The sequence below is a fragment of the Parabacteroides chongii genome (assembly GCF_029581355.1).
Taxonomy (GTDB): Bacteria; Bacteroidota; Bacteroidia; order Bacteroidales; family Tannerellaceae; genus Parabacteroides; species Parabacteroides chongii.
Map to the genome: position 1 here is coordinate 969729 of NZ_CP120849.1, position 17136 is coordinate 986864.

Sequence of the window (17136 nt, forward strand, 5' to 3'; positions counted from 1 at the left end):
TGAAATGTGTTCGATTTCAAACCGGAGAGTTGTGCAGCAAATAAAACTCTCCGGTTCTTTTTTTCATGGTATCGTTTGTGTGTTCATTATTAATAAATATATACTTTATCTCCATCTATCTTATATCTGAATCCGGCTATGATTTGCTGCAAAGTATAAAAGACCTCTTCCAACGTCTCATCATGCAGGAATTTGACTGTCAAGCGTTCGTCTTTCAAACCTTTGGAATTAAGATAAACCGTTACTCCATACTTTCTCTCAATCTCGTTGATAACAGTATACAACGAAACACTTTGGAATACCATTTGTCCTTTTTCCCAAGCCAGTACATAATCCAGCCGAGTATGTTTATGTTCGCTTTTTCCCGTTTCCCTGTCATATATAACCTGTTCTTCCGGATTAAGAATATAACTTTCCTGACTGGAATTAATGTCCACTTTAAGCTTTCCTTCTACCAGTGAAGCTACTGTTGTTTCGGCTTCCGGATAGGATGATACATTAAAAACAGTTCCTAAAGCTTCTACGGCCATATCGTGTGTTTTAACAATAAATGGCTTCTTCTTATCTGAAAAAACAGAGAACTTAGCCTCTCCACTTAAATAAATATTACGAATCTTTCCTTTAAATTCGGCAGGATATAATAAAGAACTTCCGGAATTAAGCAAGACCTCCGATTTATCCGGTAAAACAACAGAACGAATTTCGCCTGCCGCAACAAAACATTCTACCCATTCGATCTCCTCCTGAGTATAATTCTGCACATACTTCCATGAAAACCATACACTAAGTAAAGGAATAAGCAAAACAGCTGCTATCTGTCCCCACTTTTGCAATGAAAAAGAGAGTCTCTTTCGCACAGGAAATCCCAATCGTCTTTCAACATGCTTGAAGGAACTTTCTGTCGAGGCATCGGAATGAATCTCCAGTTCTTCCCAAATCCGGAAAAGAGCTTCATCTTTCTCTTTCCTGGAAGAAGAGAAAAACCAATGGGTAAACCCCTTTCGAATCTCTTCCGGATGATCTTTCTTAAAGAAACTTTCTATGATCTGATATACTTTCGACATAATATTATTTTCCGTTATCTATTATTAAGACACGCGAAAATAAACTTACACCCAAAAAAAAGAAGGTATTTTATATAAAAAAGGAAGTGAATAAAAATAATGTCTTTTTAATTTCTTTCAATGCCAGGTTCAAGTGGTTCTCTACGGTCTTTTTAGAAATACCCATGCGGGTCGCTATTTCATCATTAGTCAGCCCATCTTTCCGGCTCATTTCATAAATAGCTTTACGCTTGGGAGGCATACGACTGACAGTCAATTGTTCCAATAGTTTTATCTCACGAGCATACAACTCTCCTTCAATTGTAAACTCGGTTTCTCCATCATATTCTTCCAGATAATTCTCTTCCAAATATTTATGCCGCAGATAATTCAAAGCTATGTTTTTGGCCATTCGGTAAACATATGAATTAAACGATACGACGTTCCTCAACTGTTCCCTATTCTCCCAAATTCTCATAAAAACATCCTGAGCCAATTCCTCAGCTATAACCTCCGATTTAATAAGATGGCTGATAAAATATTTAACTTTGGGGAAATAATTCATAAACAAGCATCTGAAAGCCTCATGACTTCCTAACACCAGTTCTTCTATATATGATGTATCCTTTTCCATAAGAGTATAGCTCGAACAAATATAGTATAAATAACCAACACAAGAATAACGTTGATGCCATTAATAAAAATGAGCAGATTTCTTGAATGGAAAATCTGCTCATCTTCTTCTATAAATCAATGATGGAACAACCGCACTCCGGTAAATGCCATCGTTATACCATACTTGTCGCAAGTATCGATCACATGGTCGTCACGGACTGAGCCGCCTGCCTGTGCAATATATTCCACGCCACTCTTATGCGCACGTTCGATATTGTCGCCGAACGGGAAGAAGGCATCCGAGCCCAAAGCCACACCATTCATGGTATCCAGCCATGCACGCTTTTCTTCGCAGGTCAAGACTTCCGGCTTTTCGGTGAAGAACTGCTGCCATACACCATCGGCCAATACATCTTCATGGTCGTCGCTGATATATACATCTATCGTATTATCACGATCGGCACGGCGTATTTTTTCGATCCAAGGCAGATTCATTACCTTCGGATGCTGGCGGAGGAACCAGATATCAGCCTTGTTTCCTGCCAGGCGGGTACAATGGATACGGCTTTGCTGACCGGCACCGATACCGATTGCCTGTCCGTCCTTCGCATAACAAACAGAGTTACTCTGTGTATATTTCAGGGTGATAAGGGCAATGATCAGGTCGCGTTTAGCATCTTCTGAGAAATTCTTGCTCTTTGTCGGGATATTGGTCAACAGGCTTTCATCCAGCTTGATCTCGTTACGTCCCTGTTCGAAAGTGATGCCGAAGACATCCTTATGTTCGATCGGAGCCGGTTTGTAGGCCGGATCGATCTTGATAACGTTGTAAGTACCTTTCCGTTTGTTCTTCAGGATCTCCAGAGCTTCCGGCGTATAATCGGGAGCAATGACGCCATCGGATACTTCACGGTTGATCAGGCGGGCTGTCGCTTCATCGCAAGTATCGCTCAAAGCGATAAAGTCACCGTAAGAAGACATACGGTCTGCACCACGGGCACGGGCATAAGCAGTTGCCAAAGGAGTCAGAGGAAGATCGTCTACAAAGTAGATTTTCTTCAACGTATCGCTCATCTCGATTCCAACAGCAGCACCAGCCGGGCTGACGTGTTTGAAAGAAGCGGCAGCGGGAAGTCCTGTAGCCTCTTTCAGTTCTTTTACCAATTGCCAGCTATTGAAGGCATCCATGAAATTGATGTATCCGGGACGACCGTTCAATACCTCGATAGGCAATTCCCCCTGCTGCATGAAAATGCGCGACGGCTTCTGGTTAGGGTTGCAGCCGTACTTCAGTTCTAAAGAGTTTTTGTTTTCTGTGCTCATATTGTTGTTATATAAAATTCTATTTCATTTCTGCCATTCCTTCTTCCAGGGAATGGGGAGTGTAGCCTAGTTCGTAACCAGCTTTGTCAATACTCAGTCCGCTGAAACGGGGACGCGGGGTGGCTTCGTTCATTTCTTCCGTAGTGACCGGAATGATCAACGAACGATCCAATTGGAAATAATCGGCTACACGGTAGGCAATATCGGCTATTGACAGACATTCGCCGCCACAAATATGCCAGGTTCCGTTCAGAGAAGTGTGCATAAGTTTCTCCACACCGTCGGCAATATCTTGTACCCAGGTCGGTGTACGATACTGATCGGAAACGACACGTATCTCCTGACCGGCTTGCAGACGGTTCTTCACCAGTTGCAGGATATTACCGTGCTGTCCCGGCAATGCCTTTCCGTAAACAACGACTACACGGACATTCGCATAATTACTGCAACTAGCAGCAACAGCCAATTCGCCCTGGTATTTGGATATGCCATAATAGTTCACAGGAGCCGGGGTATCCGTTTCCGTATATAATCCGGTCTTCTTTCCGTCGAAGACGAAATCAGTAGACAGATGGATGAAACGGCTGCCAGTCCTCTCACAGCAACGGGCTATATTCTCTACTGCCAGCACATTAGCGGCGTAGGCCTCTTCATGATGTGATTCACAATAATCGGGGACGGACAAGGCGGAACCGTTTATTACGACATCCGGACGAACATCAGCAATCAGCCGGTCGATAGCTGGATGGTTATTTATATCTGCCTGAACAAACCGGTAATTATCTCCCGGCAAAATATCTTTATGCAAGGAACAGCCTGTCAGTTCATACTTTCCCTGCCGGGACAGGTGCTGCAAGATTCGTCTGCCAGTAAAGCCGTTCGCTCCAATTATCAGTGTTTTCATCAGAACATATACATTAATACACCTAATACACGGTGATTTGTTATCGAATGCGTATCGCGGATACGTCCGTCAGCCAACGTACGGTCACCATACCAGGCGAGAGACGGACTGTATTCCAAGCCTACTTTCCAGTGAGGCAGGACATACGACATCTGCAAATTAGTAGTAAATACCTGGTCCACATCCAGTCCGACACCATAAGTCGGTCCGACAATATCCTTGCCTGCACCCAGGTTCTTCAGATAACCGACAAACAGGCCCGGTTGCCATTTCTTACCGTAGACAACATTCAGCCAGGTCATCGAATGACGGTAAGGCGTATATTCCTGTTCACCCGTACGCTTATCGATACTGCTTACGCCATAACCGCCCAGCATGCAAAGGTGAGCCAGGTTGGAGCCGAGCAACGTCTTGGCCGAAATTTTCCAGTTGTCGTATGTATAGCGGGCGTGGGCTTCGAAAGAGACGGAAGTGACCCGTTCCTTTACCTTATATATATTGTCTCCCACGGTCGACTTCACGCGCGGTGCGATGGAAAGGATCTCGGCACCGACACCAGCCATCCAGTTATCCTTCTTATAGTCTACTCCGAAATAAAATTCCGGCACGCAGCCGTTCTTTATATATTCTTCGCTCTTTCCGTTCGGCCCGGTAGAAAGATATTGCAACTGCCAGATCGCCGCCCCGGTCAGGCTCCAGCCCTGGTTCGTATAACGATAGCGCAACATCGGGTTACGGCTGAAAGGCTGAAAAGGAGCACCGGTAGAAAGGTTCAACATCTGCGGAGAAACATCCCCGAACAACGGATGCCAGGTCTGACCGATCAATACGGCTGATTTTCCCCAATCGAGATTCACATAGGCATGTCGCACACGAATCATCGCAAAGTTACTTCCGGAACCACGGAAATCGACTTCCAGTTTGGCGGTTGTCTTTGCTTTCCCGACATTCGGGCCTGCCACATCTATCCCCAAACGGGAATAAAGCAGATAAAAACTACCGTTAGCCGTAGCATTCAAGTCATTGCCGTCGGCATCCGGTTCGACGTCTTTCGGATAGAGATGGAACAAACCGTCCACGATCTCCGAATTGGCACGCGAGTTGTAAAACAAGTCACCACGCACCTGTCCGTAAAATTTGTACGAAAAATTCTTTTTCTGTGCATAACCGGATGTTGCCATCAACAGTCCGGCCAATAAAAACATACCTAGCTTCGTTTTCATTTAAAAGCGTTCAAATTAGAAATAATACATAACCAATCCCAATATGCGGTGATTGGTTACGGCGTGGGTGTTTCCCACTTTGCCATTCTTCTGGTCGATCGTACCGTACCAGGCTGTTGCCGGAGAATATTCCAGACCGATCTGCCAGTGAGGCAAATTATATGATAAATTTACATTTACAGTAAATAACTGGTCGATGTTCAGTCCCATACCGTAGACCGTTTTCGATGCGGTCAGTTCGTCGTCCGTACCGAGATTCTTGGTGTATCCCATGAAAAGACCCGTTTTCCACTTCGTTCCATAGGTAAAATTCGCCCAGGTTGTCGAATGGCGGAACGGAGTGTATTCCTGTTCACCGGTCTTCGGATCGACAGAGCTGATGCCATAACCTCCGATCAGAGCCGTCTGGTCCAAACAGGAAGCCATCAGGCTTTTGGCTGCAAAGGTATAATTACGTCCGGTATATTTCAAGTGAGCTTCATAGGAATATGTCGTCATTCGCTCATTTACCTTATAAACTTTGTCATTTATCTCCGATGTCGTACGAGGTTTCAGGGAAATCAGATGGATACCCGCTCCTGCCAGCCAGCCGTTATCGGAAGTATAGTCCGCTCCGACGTAAAACTCCGGCACGCAGCTGTTCTTAATATAATCCTCGCTCATTCCTTTCGGACCGCTCGATGTATATTGCAGCTGCCAGATAGCAGAAGCCGTGAGCTTTACCTTTCCGGCTTTATACTGATAACGGATTTGCGGGCTGCGGTTGAACGGCTGGAAAGGTGCTCCCGTAGAAAGATTCAGCATATCCGGAAAAACGGAGCCGAACAGCGGATGCCAGGTGTGACCGATCAATAAATTACTCTTTTCCCAATCCAGTGCTACCCATGCCTGACGGATACGGAGCATAGTCGTACTTGCCGAGAAACCACCGAAATCAGTTTCCAGGCAGGCGGAAGTCCTTGCAGAGCCGACATTCGGACCGGTCACACTGATTCCCAATCGGGAAGTAAACGTATAGAAACTACCGTTGGGTGTCGCGTTCAGGTCTTTCCCGTCAGCATCCGGTTGTTCATCAAGAGGGAAAAGGTAGAAGTTTCCGTCTACCGGAGCCATATTCGCACGCGTGTTGTAAAACAAGTCACCACGCACAAATCCATAAAACTTGTAAGTGAAGTTTTTCTTCTGGGCAGTTGCGGAAAACAAAGTCAGTGCACTTACCAGTAGCAGAGTTAGTTTTTTCATTGTTGTCGTTTGTTATCTATTTGTCTAATTTGAAGGCACAAAGGTATATATTTTTGTTTATTCAATTTGAAGAACGAAATATTATTTGTTACTTTGCTTCCAAGTTGTAAGCCTTAAAGGCCAAATTGATTAATAATGTAAACTACATAAAGAATTATGAGTACTAAAAAGTTTTTATTGGAGGAGAAAGACATACCCACAGCCTGGTATAATATTGTGGCTGATATGAAGAACAAACCACTTCCTATTTTGAATCCGCAGACCAAGCAACCGATGAAAGAAGAGGATCTCTATCCCCTGTTTTCCAAAGCTGCTTCCCATCAGGAAATGAATACGACCGATGCCTGGATCGAAATACCGGAAGAAGTTCGCGAATTATATAAGGTATGGCGTCCCACTCCGCTGGTTCGTGCTTACGGACTGGAGAAGATGCTGGATACTCCTGCACATATTTACTTTAAGAACGAAAGTGTCAGCCCGATCGGTTCACACAAGCTGAACTCTGCTATCGCACAGGCTTACTATTGTAAACAGGAAGGTGTTACCAATATCACTACTGAAACAGGTGCCGGACAATGGGGTGCCGCCCTCTCCTATGCGGCCAAGGCTTTCGGCTTGGAACTGGCTGTTTATATGGTAAAGGTCAGCTATCACCAGAAACCTTACCGTCGTTCGATCATGCAGACTTTCGGCGCACAAGTGATCGCTTCACCGAGTATGAGTACGAAAGCCGGACGTAAGATCCTGACCGACCATCCTAACTATCAGGGTAGTCTGGGTACTGCTATCTCGGAAGCCGTAGAGTTGGCTATGCAGGTGCCTAACTGTAAATATACATTGGGCAGTGTTTTGAATCACGTGATGTTGCACCAGACCGTGATTGGCCTGGAAGCTGAAAAGCAGATGGAAATGGCAGGCGAATATCCGGACGTGGTGATCGGTTGCTTCGGTGGCGGTTCAAACTTCTCCGGTATCACTTTCCCGTTCCTGCGTCATAAACTGACAGAAGGTAAAGATATTCGTGTGATCGCCGCAGAACCGGCATCCTGTCCGAAACTGACACGCGGACAGTTCCAGTATGACTTCGGAGATGAGGCCGGATACACTCCACTGATTCCGATGTTTACATTAGGACATAACTTTGCTCCGGCTAATATCCATGCAGGTGGTCTACGTTATCATGGTGCAGGTTCGATCGTCAGCCAGTTAATGAAAGACGGACTGATGAATGCTGCGGACGTAAAACAGCTGGATACATTCAATGCGGCAACCATGTTTGCACAGGCAGAAGGAATCATTCCGGCTCCGGAATCCTCTCACGCCATCGCCGTTGCCATCCAAGAAGCAGAAGAAGCGAAAAAAGAAGGAAAAGCACGCACAATTCTGTTCAACCTCTCCGGTCACGGTCTGATCGATATGGCGGCTTACGACCAGTATCTGGCAGGCGACCTGACCAATTATGAAGTAACAGACGAAGATGTTGCCAAGAATTTGGAAGAATTAGAAAAGATTATCGGATAACCCAGTAATCTTTCACAAAATAAAAGTGGCGCTAATAACAGGGACTCACGTCTTTTGTTATTCGCGCCACTTTCGTGTGTGTCTATGAATGTTTTATAAAATAGGTTCTTAAGAGAAAATCTCTTCATAGCTTGTAGCCGGAACAATCATTTTCTGTTGATTCAGGCTATAGTCTTTTTTCTTTTTGTTCCACATTCCGTATTCGGAAGTTATATTTCCATCTTCATTATACTGATAAGAAATCAGATAATAAGGATCCCATGTTTCTTGTGTCTTATTCCAGCGATACGCTTTCTTTTCAGCGACTCTGCCGTTCTCATTATAGGTGAATTCGTATTTCACCTGTTTATTCAAAAGCCCTTCTTCCTGCAAGAATACTACTTTTGAAACGATCTTTCCGTTCTCCTCTTTCGTATCATAAAGATAGTTTCTGGGAGATGCGGCACTCATTGCCAGACTACAAACGAACAAAACAACAAGTGACAAAATCTCTTTTCTTAAAACTGAAGCTTTCATAAAATATATTACTTATAAGATTTACTTTCAAATTGCGTGCAAATGAACATAGTTTTCCGATACAAACCAAATATTTGCTGACATTTTGATAGCCAAAATAAGTTATTTAACTATTTTAAACCACCTCTACATTACAACAAAAGACCGATCAACTTACAATTTATAATAAACCTACTTCAAAAGCACAAAATAAAGCTACTTTTTACCCGATATTTCTAAATAAACCAATACAATATCACTCACAACTTACAAATTGACACAAAGAGTTTTTTTGAGTATCATACACATTCTTTAAAACTAAATATCCATACTCGTTTGTTATTTACAAATAAAGGAATGATATTAGTACCCAATTAAATCAGTATATCATGGAGAGAAATATTTTTAAACTGGAAAACGAGCAATTGAAAGAGATCGCTCTTTCATTGCGACAGAAAGTAGAAGAGGGGTTAGCAAAAGAGAATGCTGAAATACAATGCCTCCCGACATTCATTACCCCCAAAAATAATAATATAAACGGTAAGGCACTGGTTCTCGACCTGGGAGGGACCAACTATCGTGTCGCTACCGTTAACTTCGCAAACGACAAAGCGACGATCCATCCTGAGAACGGATGGAAAAAGGATTTATCGGTTATGAAAACTCCCGATTTCACCCGAGAGGAATTATTTAAAGAGTTAGCCGATCCGATCGGAGAGATCAAACGGGACGTAGAAATGCCTATAGGTTACTGTTTTTCATATGCGGCTGAATCGCTTCCGGGCGGCGATGCCAAATTATTGCATTGGACAAAGGGTGTTCACATCAAAGAAATGCTGGGACAACCCGTAGGAAAACCGTTGCTCGAATACCTCAATGAACGGAACGAACCTAAATTCACGAATATAAAAGTATTGAACGATACGGTTGCCAGTTTATTTGCCGGACTTACGGATAGTAACTACGATGCTTATATCGGACTGATAGTCGGAACCGGGACCAATATGGCAACTTTCATTCCTGCAGATAAGATAACCAAACTTCCTGTATCCATACAGGCAGACGGCTTGATCCCTGTCAATTTGGAATCAGGCAATTTCCATCCGCCTTTCCTGACGACGGTAGACGAAATGGTCGATGCCTGCTCTGACAGCCGTGGTATGCAACGATTTGAAAAGGCTGTTTCCGGCATGTATCTGGGAGAAATACTGAAATCGACTTTCCCTCTCGATGAGTTCGAAGAAAAGTTCGATGCCCAAAAACTGACTACCATCATGAATTATCCGGATATCCACAAGGAGAAATATGTACAGGTTGCGCATTGGATCTATAACCGTTCTGCCCAACTGGTAGCCTCCTCACTAGCCGGTCTGATCTCTTTACTGGTTTCATATAATAAGGATATCAAAAAGGTTTGCCTGGTAGCTGAAGGCAGTATGTTCTGGAGCCTCAACAGAAATGATAAGAATTATAATGTACTCGTAATGGAAGAATTGGATATTCTTCTGAACGAACTTGGAATTGGTGACGTAAAAGTTCACGTTAATAAAATGAATAATGCCAATCTAGTAGGGACTGCGATTGCAGCATTATCTTGATCATTATTTCCGGATAACGACACAGCTTTTTTTCAAATTTGAATCTATTTGTCGCAATAAAAGAACCAGGTACGCGGATGACACGGATTGAGCGGATTTGAACGGATCGAATCATTTAATCCGTTTTGATCCGCCTAATCCGTGTCATCCGCGTACCTGGTTCTTATTAAAATAGTTCAAATCTTTCTAATTATATCCTATACCCTTCCTAGATATTCATCCACCGTATAATTCAGGAAATTATTGAGAGGGAGAAGTTCCTGGAAAATCTTGATTGTCTGATCCATCCAGTCATCTTGCAAAAAGAACTCATCCGGTTTATTAGCGGCAAAACAAAAATCCTTATGACGTAGAATTTCGTCATATTTAAAATCTGTCGGATAACCTGCCGGCATACGCTTCAGCACTTCACCCTCCATCACCGGATACGTATTCTTAAAAGACGGTTTTTCTATAATGCTTACAAACTCGTCAATATGATCGTATATATCCTGACGAAGCATCTTCAACAGCTTGGGAGGAGGACACCAGACTCCACCCGACAACATGCAGTTACCCGGTTCGAGATGAATATAATATCCGCCCCGTTCACTGGCACGTCCGCCCTGAGCCATGTAAGCGGCAAAATGAATTTTATAAGGAGTCTTGTCCGGAGAAAAGCGCAAATCCCGGTAAATACGGAACTGACAATCTTTCGCTTCCAAACCTGCTACCTGCGGATCGAACAGAGCGATCCTGTTGATCAGCTGCTGAACCTCATCCAAAAAAGCCTTATGCAACACATCGTAACGGTCTTTGTTAGCCTGGAACCATTCCCGGTTGTTGTTTGCACTTAATTCCTTCAGGAATTGTATAATCTCTGCATTCATACTATCTGTTTTTAAGAACAAAGATAAGGAATAATATCATTCATTATTCCAATTTCTATCCGTTCGGAAAGGAGCGACCGGCAAACCATCCTTATTAAATAAGTTTCCGATAGTTGCATCATCAAAACAATATTGTACGGCTACCGGATTCTTTACGCGTGGCGAAGAGACAACGACTGTATTCTCCTTGATCTGTGCTTTTGCAGGCTCAAAAACACCATCTTCACCGGCAATACGAAAACCGACGATCTGCTTATCTTTACACATCAACCCATTCTCCGCATGCAAAAAAGAAATCACTGCTTTATTTTTATTGACAGTCAGCGTATTAAATACCGGACTTTCAAAACCAGAATCAAGCCGGGAATAGGTTTTACCCAAAGCCATATTAGCCAAACGTAAACCAACACTTTGTTTGTCAGTAGGATGAATATTCTTTACATCGGCAACACAGTCGGAAACAGCGACCATACCGGTACCAGGGACTGTTCGGGAAATCCACTCCTGATGTTCACGAATCAAAGCTGCCCCGTTATCAATTGAATTATAAGTATGAGGAGCGATTTGTACGAGATAGAAAGGAAAGTCTTTTTTAAAACTTTTCCGCCAGCTTTCGATCATTGTCTTCATCAGGATACCATACGAGTCCGGATGATCGCGGTTTGACTCCCCTTGATACCAGATTGCACCTGCCAAAGCATAAGGAACGATCGGATTAATCATCTGATTATATAACACACCCGGCTCAACCGGCCACCACGGATATGTCTTACCAGGCATCGCATCGCGTATCCGGGGATCATTCACAACTAACTCTTCCGGTATCCATACTTCAGCCGGAGTTCCTCCCCACGCCGAAACAATCAGTCCGACAGGTACATTCAGGTCCTTCTGCAAATTGCGTCCGAAAAAGTATGCCACAGCACTGGTATTCTTCATCACATCCGGTGTACAGGCAGCCCAGGATGCTTCGCAATTATTCTGCGGAGTAGCTGCTCCACGCTTAGGAATATGGAAAAAGCGGATATCAGGATGATTAGCGGCAGCAATCTCTTCGTCCCGGTTATCGATGTTACTCATCGGAGTCCATTCCATATTGGATTGTCCGCTGCAAAGCCAAACTTCGCCCAACATGACATCTTTCAACTGGCAACTGCCATTTCCTAAAACCGATAAAGTATAAGGGCCTCCGGCAGCAGCAGTCTTCAATGTTGTATTCCAGCTACCATCAGAGCGGACTGTCGCTGTCGCCGTATCCTGAGGAGCCCAACTTCCAACCACCTTGACAGTTCCACTTGCTACCCCCCAACCCCATACGGGAACTTCGCTTTTTTGCTGTAAAACCATGTGGTCAGTAAAAACAGACGGCAGGCTGATTTGAGCCTGCATACCGACCAGCCATAAGGAAAGGCAGGCAGCCATTCCCATAATTCGTGTAAGTTTCATGTATTTCTTTGTATTTGATTGATTAACGGATTAACAAATGTACAACAAAAACTAGAAACTAAATCCCAAATTCAGATAAAACTGAAGACTCGTATTCTGATTAGACATACCGAAAGTCGCACTCAACGGTCCTGCAATGCTATTATAAGCATATCCCAGGCTTCCTCCCCATACACTCTTACCTTTCAGCAGGTGGAAGAAATCATCATGATGAAGCGCATAGTTTCCAATCAGGGAAATATAGTTATTTCCCGCAATCCGCTGGCGAAAATGTAGACGGGTGACAACAACTGAATTATCGAATATTTCCATCCGGTTGATTCCTGCAAAGGACAACTGCTGAGGGACATAGCGTCCGTCTACCTCACCTCCTACCGCATTCAAGAACGGATACGCCAAATTTCCACCGATCAACACACGCCCATATAAAGAAGGAAGAACACTGAAATGGGAAGTTACAGGAATAACGGATGTAAAATTCAGTCCGACCGCCGAGAAAGGAGCATGTCCGTTATAATTGACAAAGTTATCCGTATATAAAGAATAATCAGCCTTCAGGGAGACACCTTTCGTCGGAAAATACCGCCGGTCGAACGTCTCCAGGTGGGCCATCGCAAAGTAACTGATAAAACCTTCAGGCTTCACCTCATACTGGTTGTTATCTCCGGTATACAGGAAAGAATTGTAATCATAATATTCATAACGCAAACCCAGCTTAAACTTGAAATTCAGCCAGTTCATATCCGAATAACCGAACTCGGCAAAATGATGGGTATAACTGGTATTAAAAGTTTTATGCCCTTTCTTGTAAATATCCAAATCCTGATAAGTAAACTGGTAAGCAAGGTTCAGGTTACGCAACGGATTCCTTTCGATTGCATAGTCCAGACGGGCAAAAGATGTTTTTCCTCCAACACGTCCGGTAAATCCCAGCTTGGAATGATTACGCGCCCGGTGATCGAATGTAGCATTCACCAATACACCGATAATCTCTTCCGAATCGAAACGTAAACCGAGATTCACAGAACTAACCGACTTCTTTTGCGCCGTCAGTACCAGGTCTTGCTGCTGCTCTCCCGTCAGCATGTAATTCACATTTGAATAAGCATTTGAACCGATCAACACAGACATCGCATGATGAAGTTCATGCAAGGTGATCCGACTATTCTCACGCAGACCGCTGATCTTCATCAACCACTTCTCATCCCTCGGATCCGTACCGGTAAAAGAAATCGTACGGATATAAAAACTATCGGTAGGCAATGCCGGATATGATTTCCGGAAATGTCCATGTTCTTCCGGACGATAATCGTCCGCAATTCCGATCTTCTTTTTCAACGCAATAATCTCGTCCCAATGTGCATACGCCTCCCGTTCCCCGCGTCTGATCAGGGTATCCAGCGCAACCGTACTGAAACTGGCGGCATTATAAGACGTCATATTCGGACGAAGCAACAGGTCTGTCTGTTCCTTGTTCTTCGCATACTTCTCGTATCCATGCAGGGCAATGATCTGTCCAATCACATCACCGGGCGTATTCAGAGCTTCCAGCTTCTTCAGATCGCTTGTTCCCAAATCCACACCGATAATGATATCGGCACCCATCTCCCGGGCGACATCTACCGGAAAGTTATCATTCAATCCGCCATCTATCAGCACCATGCTATCCAGCCGGACAGGAGCAAACACTGCCGGTATCGCCATACTGGCACGCATCGCCACCGGCAGGCTACCTTTGCGAAAGACATAGTCCTTCCCGTCGACAGCATCTACCGCGACACAGGCAAAAGGTATGTTAAACTTCCGGAAATCTACGGAATCATGATAACCGATCGTCAGATTGGAAAACAGATTCATCAGGTTTTGCCCTTTGATCATTCCCTCGATGACACGGTCTTTCTTATTTCTCCCGAAAGGTAAAGACAGAATATATCGTTCAGCATTCTCTTTTTCGGGAAAAGTCAGGCTGCTACGCTTGATCCGATCACTGAGCAGCATCGTCCAGTCCTGCTCCAATACCATCGTATCGATCTCGGCCGGTGTATAACCGATCGCGTATAATCCTCCGACAATAGCCCCCATACTGGTTCCCGCCACATAATCGACCGGAATGCCAGCTTCTTCCAACACCTTCAACACGCCTATATGAGCTACTCCTTTTGCTCCTCCGCCACCAAGCACAACCCCGACTTTCTTCCGTTGGGCTGTCAACGAAGGCAAAACAGCCAGCACCATCAGCAAAAAGTATAGTAACTTTTTCATCTCCACTCTATTTATGACAAATGTAGTCGGTTTCTGCCAAAGATGCAAACAATTTACTTTAAAGCCGATAAGTACATAAAAATAGTAAACAAGTCGTTCTCCTCTCCGATAAATGTACTATTTTTGAGGCAGTTTTCTCACCATAGAAAAAACACTCAATATGCAAAAAATTACATTATGTCTGTTACTATGCTGCTTCACCTTACAAAGTCATGCCATAGTAGAACCATTGAAAGGCTATCAGTATGCCACAAAGCAAGCGCCCGAAGGGAATGAATGGGAATCGCCCGAAAACATCGCGCTGAACAAAGAACACCCCCATGCCTGGTTCTTCTCCTTCCAGGATCAGGAAAGTGCCCGGAAAGTCTTACCGGAAAACAGTGCTTACTGGCAATCGCTGAACGGAGACTGGAAATTCAACTGGGTACCGACTCCCGAAGACCGTCCGAAAGACTTCTATCAGACCAGCTTCGACGTATCGGGCTGGGACAACATCCCCGTACCGTCAAGCTGGAACATCGTCGGTCTTCAGAAAGACGGAACACAGAAGTACGGTACGCCGATCTACGTAAACCAGCCTGTTATCTTCCAGCATAAAGTGGCGGTCGACGACTGGCGTGGCGGCGTGATGCGTACACCGCCCGAAAACTGGACTACATTCAAACACCGCAACGAAGTCGGTTCCTACCGCCGCGAGTTCACCATCCCTACGGACTGGGAAGGAAAGGAAGTATTTATCAATTTCGACGGAGTCGATTCTTTTTTCTATCTCTGGATAAACGGGCAATACGTCGGTTTCTCAAAAAACTCGCGTAATACGGCCAGTTTCAATATCACTCCTTATCTAGTGAAAGGGAAAAACATCGTAGCCGCTGAAGTGTACCGCAGTTCGGACGGTTCTTTCCTCGAAGCACAGGATATGTTCCGCCTGCCGGGTATCTACCGTACCGTATCGTTGACTGCCGTTCCTCAACTGCACGTTCGCGATCTGGTTGCCACGCCTGACCTGGACGCAACTTATACAGACGGTTCACTGGCTATCCGGGCAGACATCCGTAACCTGGGTAAGAAGATGGCGAAAGGATACTCAATGGTCTATTCGCTGTATGCCAATAAACTCTATTCTGACGACAATACGAAAATAGAGAACGTAACAGCTACTGCCCCCATCGCCCAAATTCCTCCGGGCTTGGAAATGAATGCTGAAACAGTCCTGAAAATACAAAACCCGAATAAATGGTCTGCCGAACAACCGTACCGTTATACATTAGTAGGCGAGTTGAAAGATAAAAAAGGCCGCACGGTGGAAACAGTCTCTACCACCGTCGGTTTCCGCAAAGTGGAAATCAAAGATACGCCCGCTTCGGAAGACGAATTCGGACTGGCCGGACGCTACTATTATGTAAATGGTAAGACTGTCAAGCTGAAAGGCGTGAACCGTCATGAAAGTAATCCGGCTGTTGGCCATGCCATCACCCGCAAGATGATGGAAGACGAAGTGATGCTGATGAAACGTGCCAATATCAATCATGTCCGTAACTCCCATTATCCGGACGATCCGTACTGGTACTACCTGTGTAATAAATACGGACTTTATCTAGAAGATGAAGCGAATATCGAATCGCATGAATATTATTATGGTGCAGCCTCTTTGTCACATCCGAAAGAATGGCGGGATGCCCACGTAGCACGTGTTATGGAAATGGTACACGCCAATATCAATAACCCGTCCATCGTAATCTGGTCATTAGGAAACGAAGCCGGTCCCGGACCGAACTTTGTTGAAGCCTACAATGCATTGAAAAAAGCGGATTTGTCACGCCCTGTCCAGTACGAACGAAATAATGATATCGTGGATATGGGCTCCAACCAGTATCCGTCCATCTCCTGGGTGCGCGGTGCCGTGAAAGGAAATTATGACATCAAGTATCCATTCCATATCTCTGAATATGCCCATTCGATGGGAAATGCCTGCGGAAACCTGATCGACTACTGGGATGCTATGGAATCGACCAACTTCTTCTGCGGCGGTGCTATTTGGGACTGGGTAGACCAGTCACTCTACAACTATACACTGGACGGCAAACGTTATCTGGCTTATGGCGGTGACTTCGGCGATACGCCTAACGACGGTCAGTTCGTTATGAACGGCATCGTATTCGGGGATCTAGAGCCGAAGCCTCAATATTATGAAGTAAAGAAAGTATACCAACATATCGGCGTATCGGAAGTCAATGCAGAAAAAGGGCTTTTTGAAATCTTCAACAAATACTATTTCAACGACTTATCCGGCTATGATGTCAAATGGTCGCTTTACGAAAACGGAAAAGAAGTGGAAAGCGGTTCACTGAATCCAGGCAAGGTTGCTCCTCGTAACCGGGTACAGGTATCCGTTCCCTATACATACAGTCAATTGAAAGCAGACAAAGAATATTTCGTCAAAATACAATTCCTGTTAAACGACAACAAGCCCTGGGCTGACAAAGGTTATGTAATGGCGGAAGAACAGCTTCCTGTAAAGGCAGCAACGGACAAACCCGCAATCAACGAAGTAGCAAATGCTTCTGCCGGAGAGCTGACTATTGAGAAACAAGC

General features: G+C 44.6%; 12 protein-coding genes and 1 pseudogene. 3 read left to right on the top strand and 10 right to left on the bottom strand.

Features of this window, described 5'->3' with window-relative positions; translation table 11 throughout:
* Window positions 1–89: 89 nt before the first annotated feature.
* From P3L47_RS03965 to P3L47_RS03990, 6 genes are all read right to left on the bottom strand, one after another.
* Window positions 90–1064, bottom strand: a complete 975-nt coding sequence (locus P3L47_RS03965) for a FecR family protein (RefSeq protein WP_122361300.1) — start codon at window positions 1062–1064, stop codon at window positions 90–92.
* Between the two features lie 70 nt (window positions 1065–1134).
* Entirely contained in the window at window positions 1135–1677 is a 543-nt protein-coding gene (locus P3L47_RS03970) for an RNA polymerase sigma-70 factor (RefSeq protein WP_122361301.1), read from the bottom strand.
* A 116-nt stretch (window positions 1678–1793) separates the two neighbouring features.
* Window positions 1794–2981, bottom strand: a complete 1188-nt coding sequence (locus P3L47_RS03975) for a phosphoribosylaminoimidazolecarboxamide formyltransferase (RefSeq protein ID WP_277782749.1) — start codon at window positions 2979–2981, stop codon at window positions 1794–1796.
* 19 nt (window positions 2982–3000) lie between these two features.
* A complete protein-coding gene (locus P3L47_RS03980; protein WP_277783666.1) occupies window positions 3001–3888 on the bottom strand; it encodes an SDR family oxidoreductase in 888 nt (295 codons plus the stop codon).
* Complete coding sequence (locus tag P3L47_RS03985; protein WP_277782750.1) at window positions 3885–5108, bottom strand: DcaP family trimeric outer membrane transporter; 1224 nt, start codon at window positions 5106–5108, stop codon at window positions 3885–3887. Before P3L47_RS03985 ends, P3L47_RS03980 begins: the two co-directional genes overlap by 4 nt.
* A 15-nt stretch (window positions 5109–5123) precedes the next feature.
* Window positions 5124–6350, bottom strand: coding sequence for a hypothetical protein (locus P3L47_RS03990; RefSeq protein ID WP_277782751.1), 1227 nt, complete (start codon window positions 6348–6350; stop codon window positions 5124–5126).
* Between the two features lie 156 nt (window positions 6351–6506).
* Here P3L47_RS03990 and P3L47_RS03995 point away from each other — a divergent pair, with 156 nt between their 5' ends.
* Complete coding sequence (locus P3L47_RS03995; RefSeq protein ID WP_277782752.1) at window positions 6507–7871, top strand: TrpB-like pyridoxal phosphate-dependent enzyme; 1365 nt, start codon at window positions 6507–6509, stop codon at window positions 7869–7871.
* A gap of 108 nt (window positions 7872–7979) precedes the next feature.
* Here P3L47_RS03995 and P3L47_RS04000 read toward each other — a convergent pair whose 3' ends face one another.
* Entirely contained in the window at window positions 7980–8387 is a 408-nt protein-coding gene (locus P3L47_RS04000) for a DUF3836 domain-containing protein (protein ID WP_122361307.1), read from the bottom strand.
* Between the two features lie 368 nt (window positions 8388–8755).
* Here P3L47_RS04000 and P3L47_RS04005 point away from each other — a divergent pair, with 368 nt between their 5' ends.
* The gene (locus P3L47_RS04005; protein WP_277782753.1) at window positions 8756–9964 is read left to right on the top strand and encodes a hexokinase family protein; all 1209 of its coding nucleotides are present in this window, start codon (window positions 8756–8758) and stop codon (window positions 9962–9964) included.
* A gap of 197 nt (window positions 9965–10161) precedes the next feature.
* Here the strand turns inward: P3L47_RS04005 and P3L47_RS04010 are convergent, their stop codons facing one another.
* From P3L47_RS04010 to P3L47_RS04020, 3 genes are read right to left on the bottom strand one after another with little or no spacing between them, the layout of a single operon-like run.
* Window positions 10162–10833, bottom strand: a complete 672-nt coding sequence (locus P3L47_RS04010) for a DUF2461 domain-containing protein (protein ID WP_122361309.1) — start codon at window positions 10831–10833, stop codon at window positions 10162–10164.
* 36 nt (window positions 10834–10869) lie between these two features.
* Entirely contained in the window at window positions 10870–12279 is a 1410-nt protein-coding gene (locus tag P3L47_RS04015) for a sialate O-acetylesterase (protein WP_277782754.1), read from the bottom strand.
* Between the two features lie 51 nt (window positions 12280–12330).
* Complete coding sequence (locus P3L47_RS04020; protein ID WP_122361316.1) at window positions 12331–14541, bottom strand: patatin-like phospholipase family protein; 2211 nt, start codon at window positions 14539–14541, stop codon at window positions 12331–12333.
* Between the two features lie 160 nt (window positions 14542–14701).
* Here P3L47_RS04020 and P3L47_RS23880 point away from each other — a divergent pair.
* Window positions 14702–17072, top strand: a pseudogene (locus tag P3L47_RS23880) (glycoside hydrolase family 2 TIM barrel-domain containing protein); the annotation flags it as partial.
* Window positions 17073–17136: the final 64 nt, after the last annotated feature.

Coding starts and splice junctions, on each gene's coding strand:
- P3L47_RS03965 (WP_122361300.1), bottom strand. CDS start 1,064: ATGTCGAAAGTATATCAGATCATAGAAAGTTTCTTTAAGAAAGATCAT.
- P3L47_RS03970 (WP_122361301.1), bottom strand. CDS start 1,677: ATGGAAAAGGATACATCATATATAGAAGAACTGGTGTTAGGAAGTCAT.
- P3L47_RS03975 (WP_277782749.1), bottom strand. CDS start 2,981: ATGAGCACAGAAAACAAAAACTCTTTAGAACTGAAGTACGGCTGCAAC.
- P3L47_RS03985 (WP_277782750.1), bottom strand. CDS start 5,108: ATGAAAACGAAGCTAGGTATGTTTTTATTGGCCGGACTGTTGATGGCA.
- P3L47_RS03990 (WP_277782751.1), bottom strand. CDS start 6,350: ATGAAAAAACTAACTCTGCTACTGGTAAGTGCACTGACTTTGTTTTCC.
- P3L47_RS03995 (WP_277782752.1), top strand. CDS start 6,507: ATGAGTACTAAAAAGTTTTTATTGGAGGAGAAAGACATACCCACAGCC.
- P3L47_RS04000 (WP_122361307.1), bottom strand. CDS start 8,387: ATGAAAGCTTCAGTTTTAAGAAAAGAGATTTTGTCACTTGTTGTTTTG.
- P3L47_RS04005 (WP_277782753.1), top strand. CDS start 8,756: ATGGAGAGAAATATTTTTAAACTGGAAAACGAGCAATTGAAAGAGATC.
- P3L47_RS04010 (WP_122361309.1), bottom strand. CDS start 10,833: ATGAATGCAGAGATTATACAATTCCTGAAGGAATTAAGTGCAAACAAC.
- P3L47_RS04015 (WP_277782754.1), bottom strand. CDS start 12,279: ATGAAACTTACACGAATTATGGGAATGGCTGCCTGCCTTTCCTTATGG.
- P3L47_RS04020 (WP_122361316.1), bottom strand. CDS start 14,541: ATGAAAAAGTTACTATACTTTTTGCTGATGGTGCTGGCTGTTTTGCCT.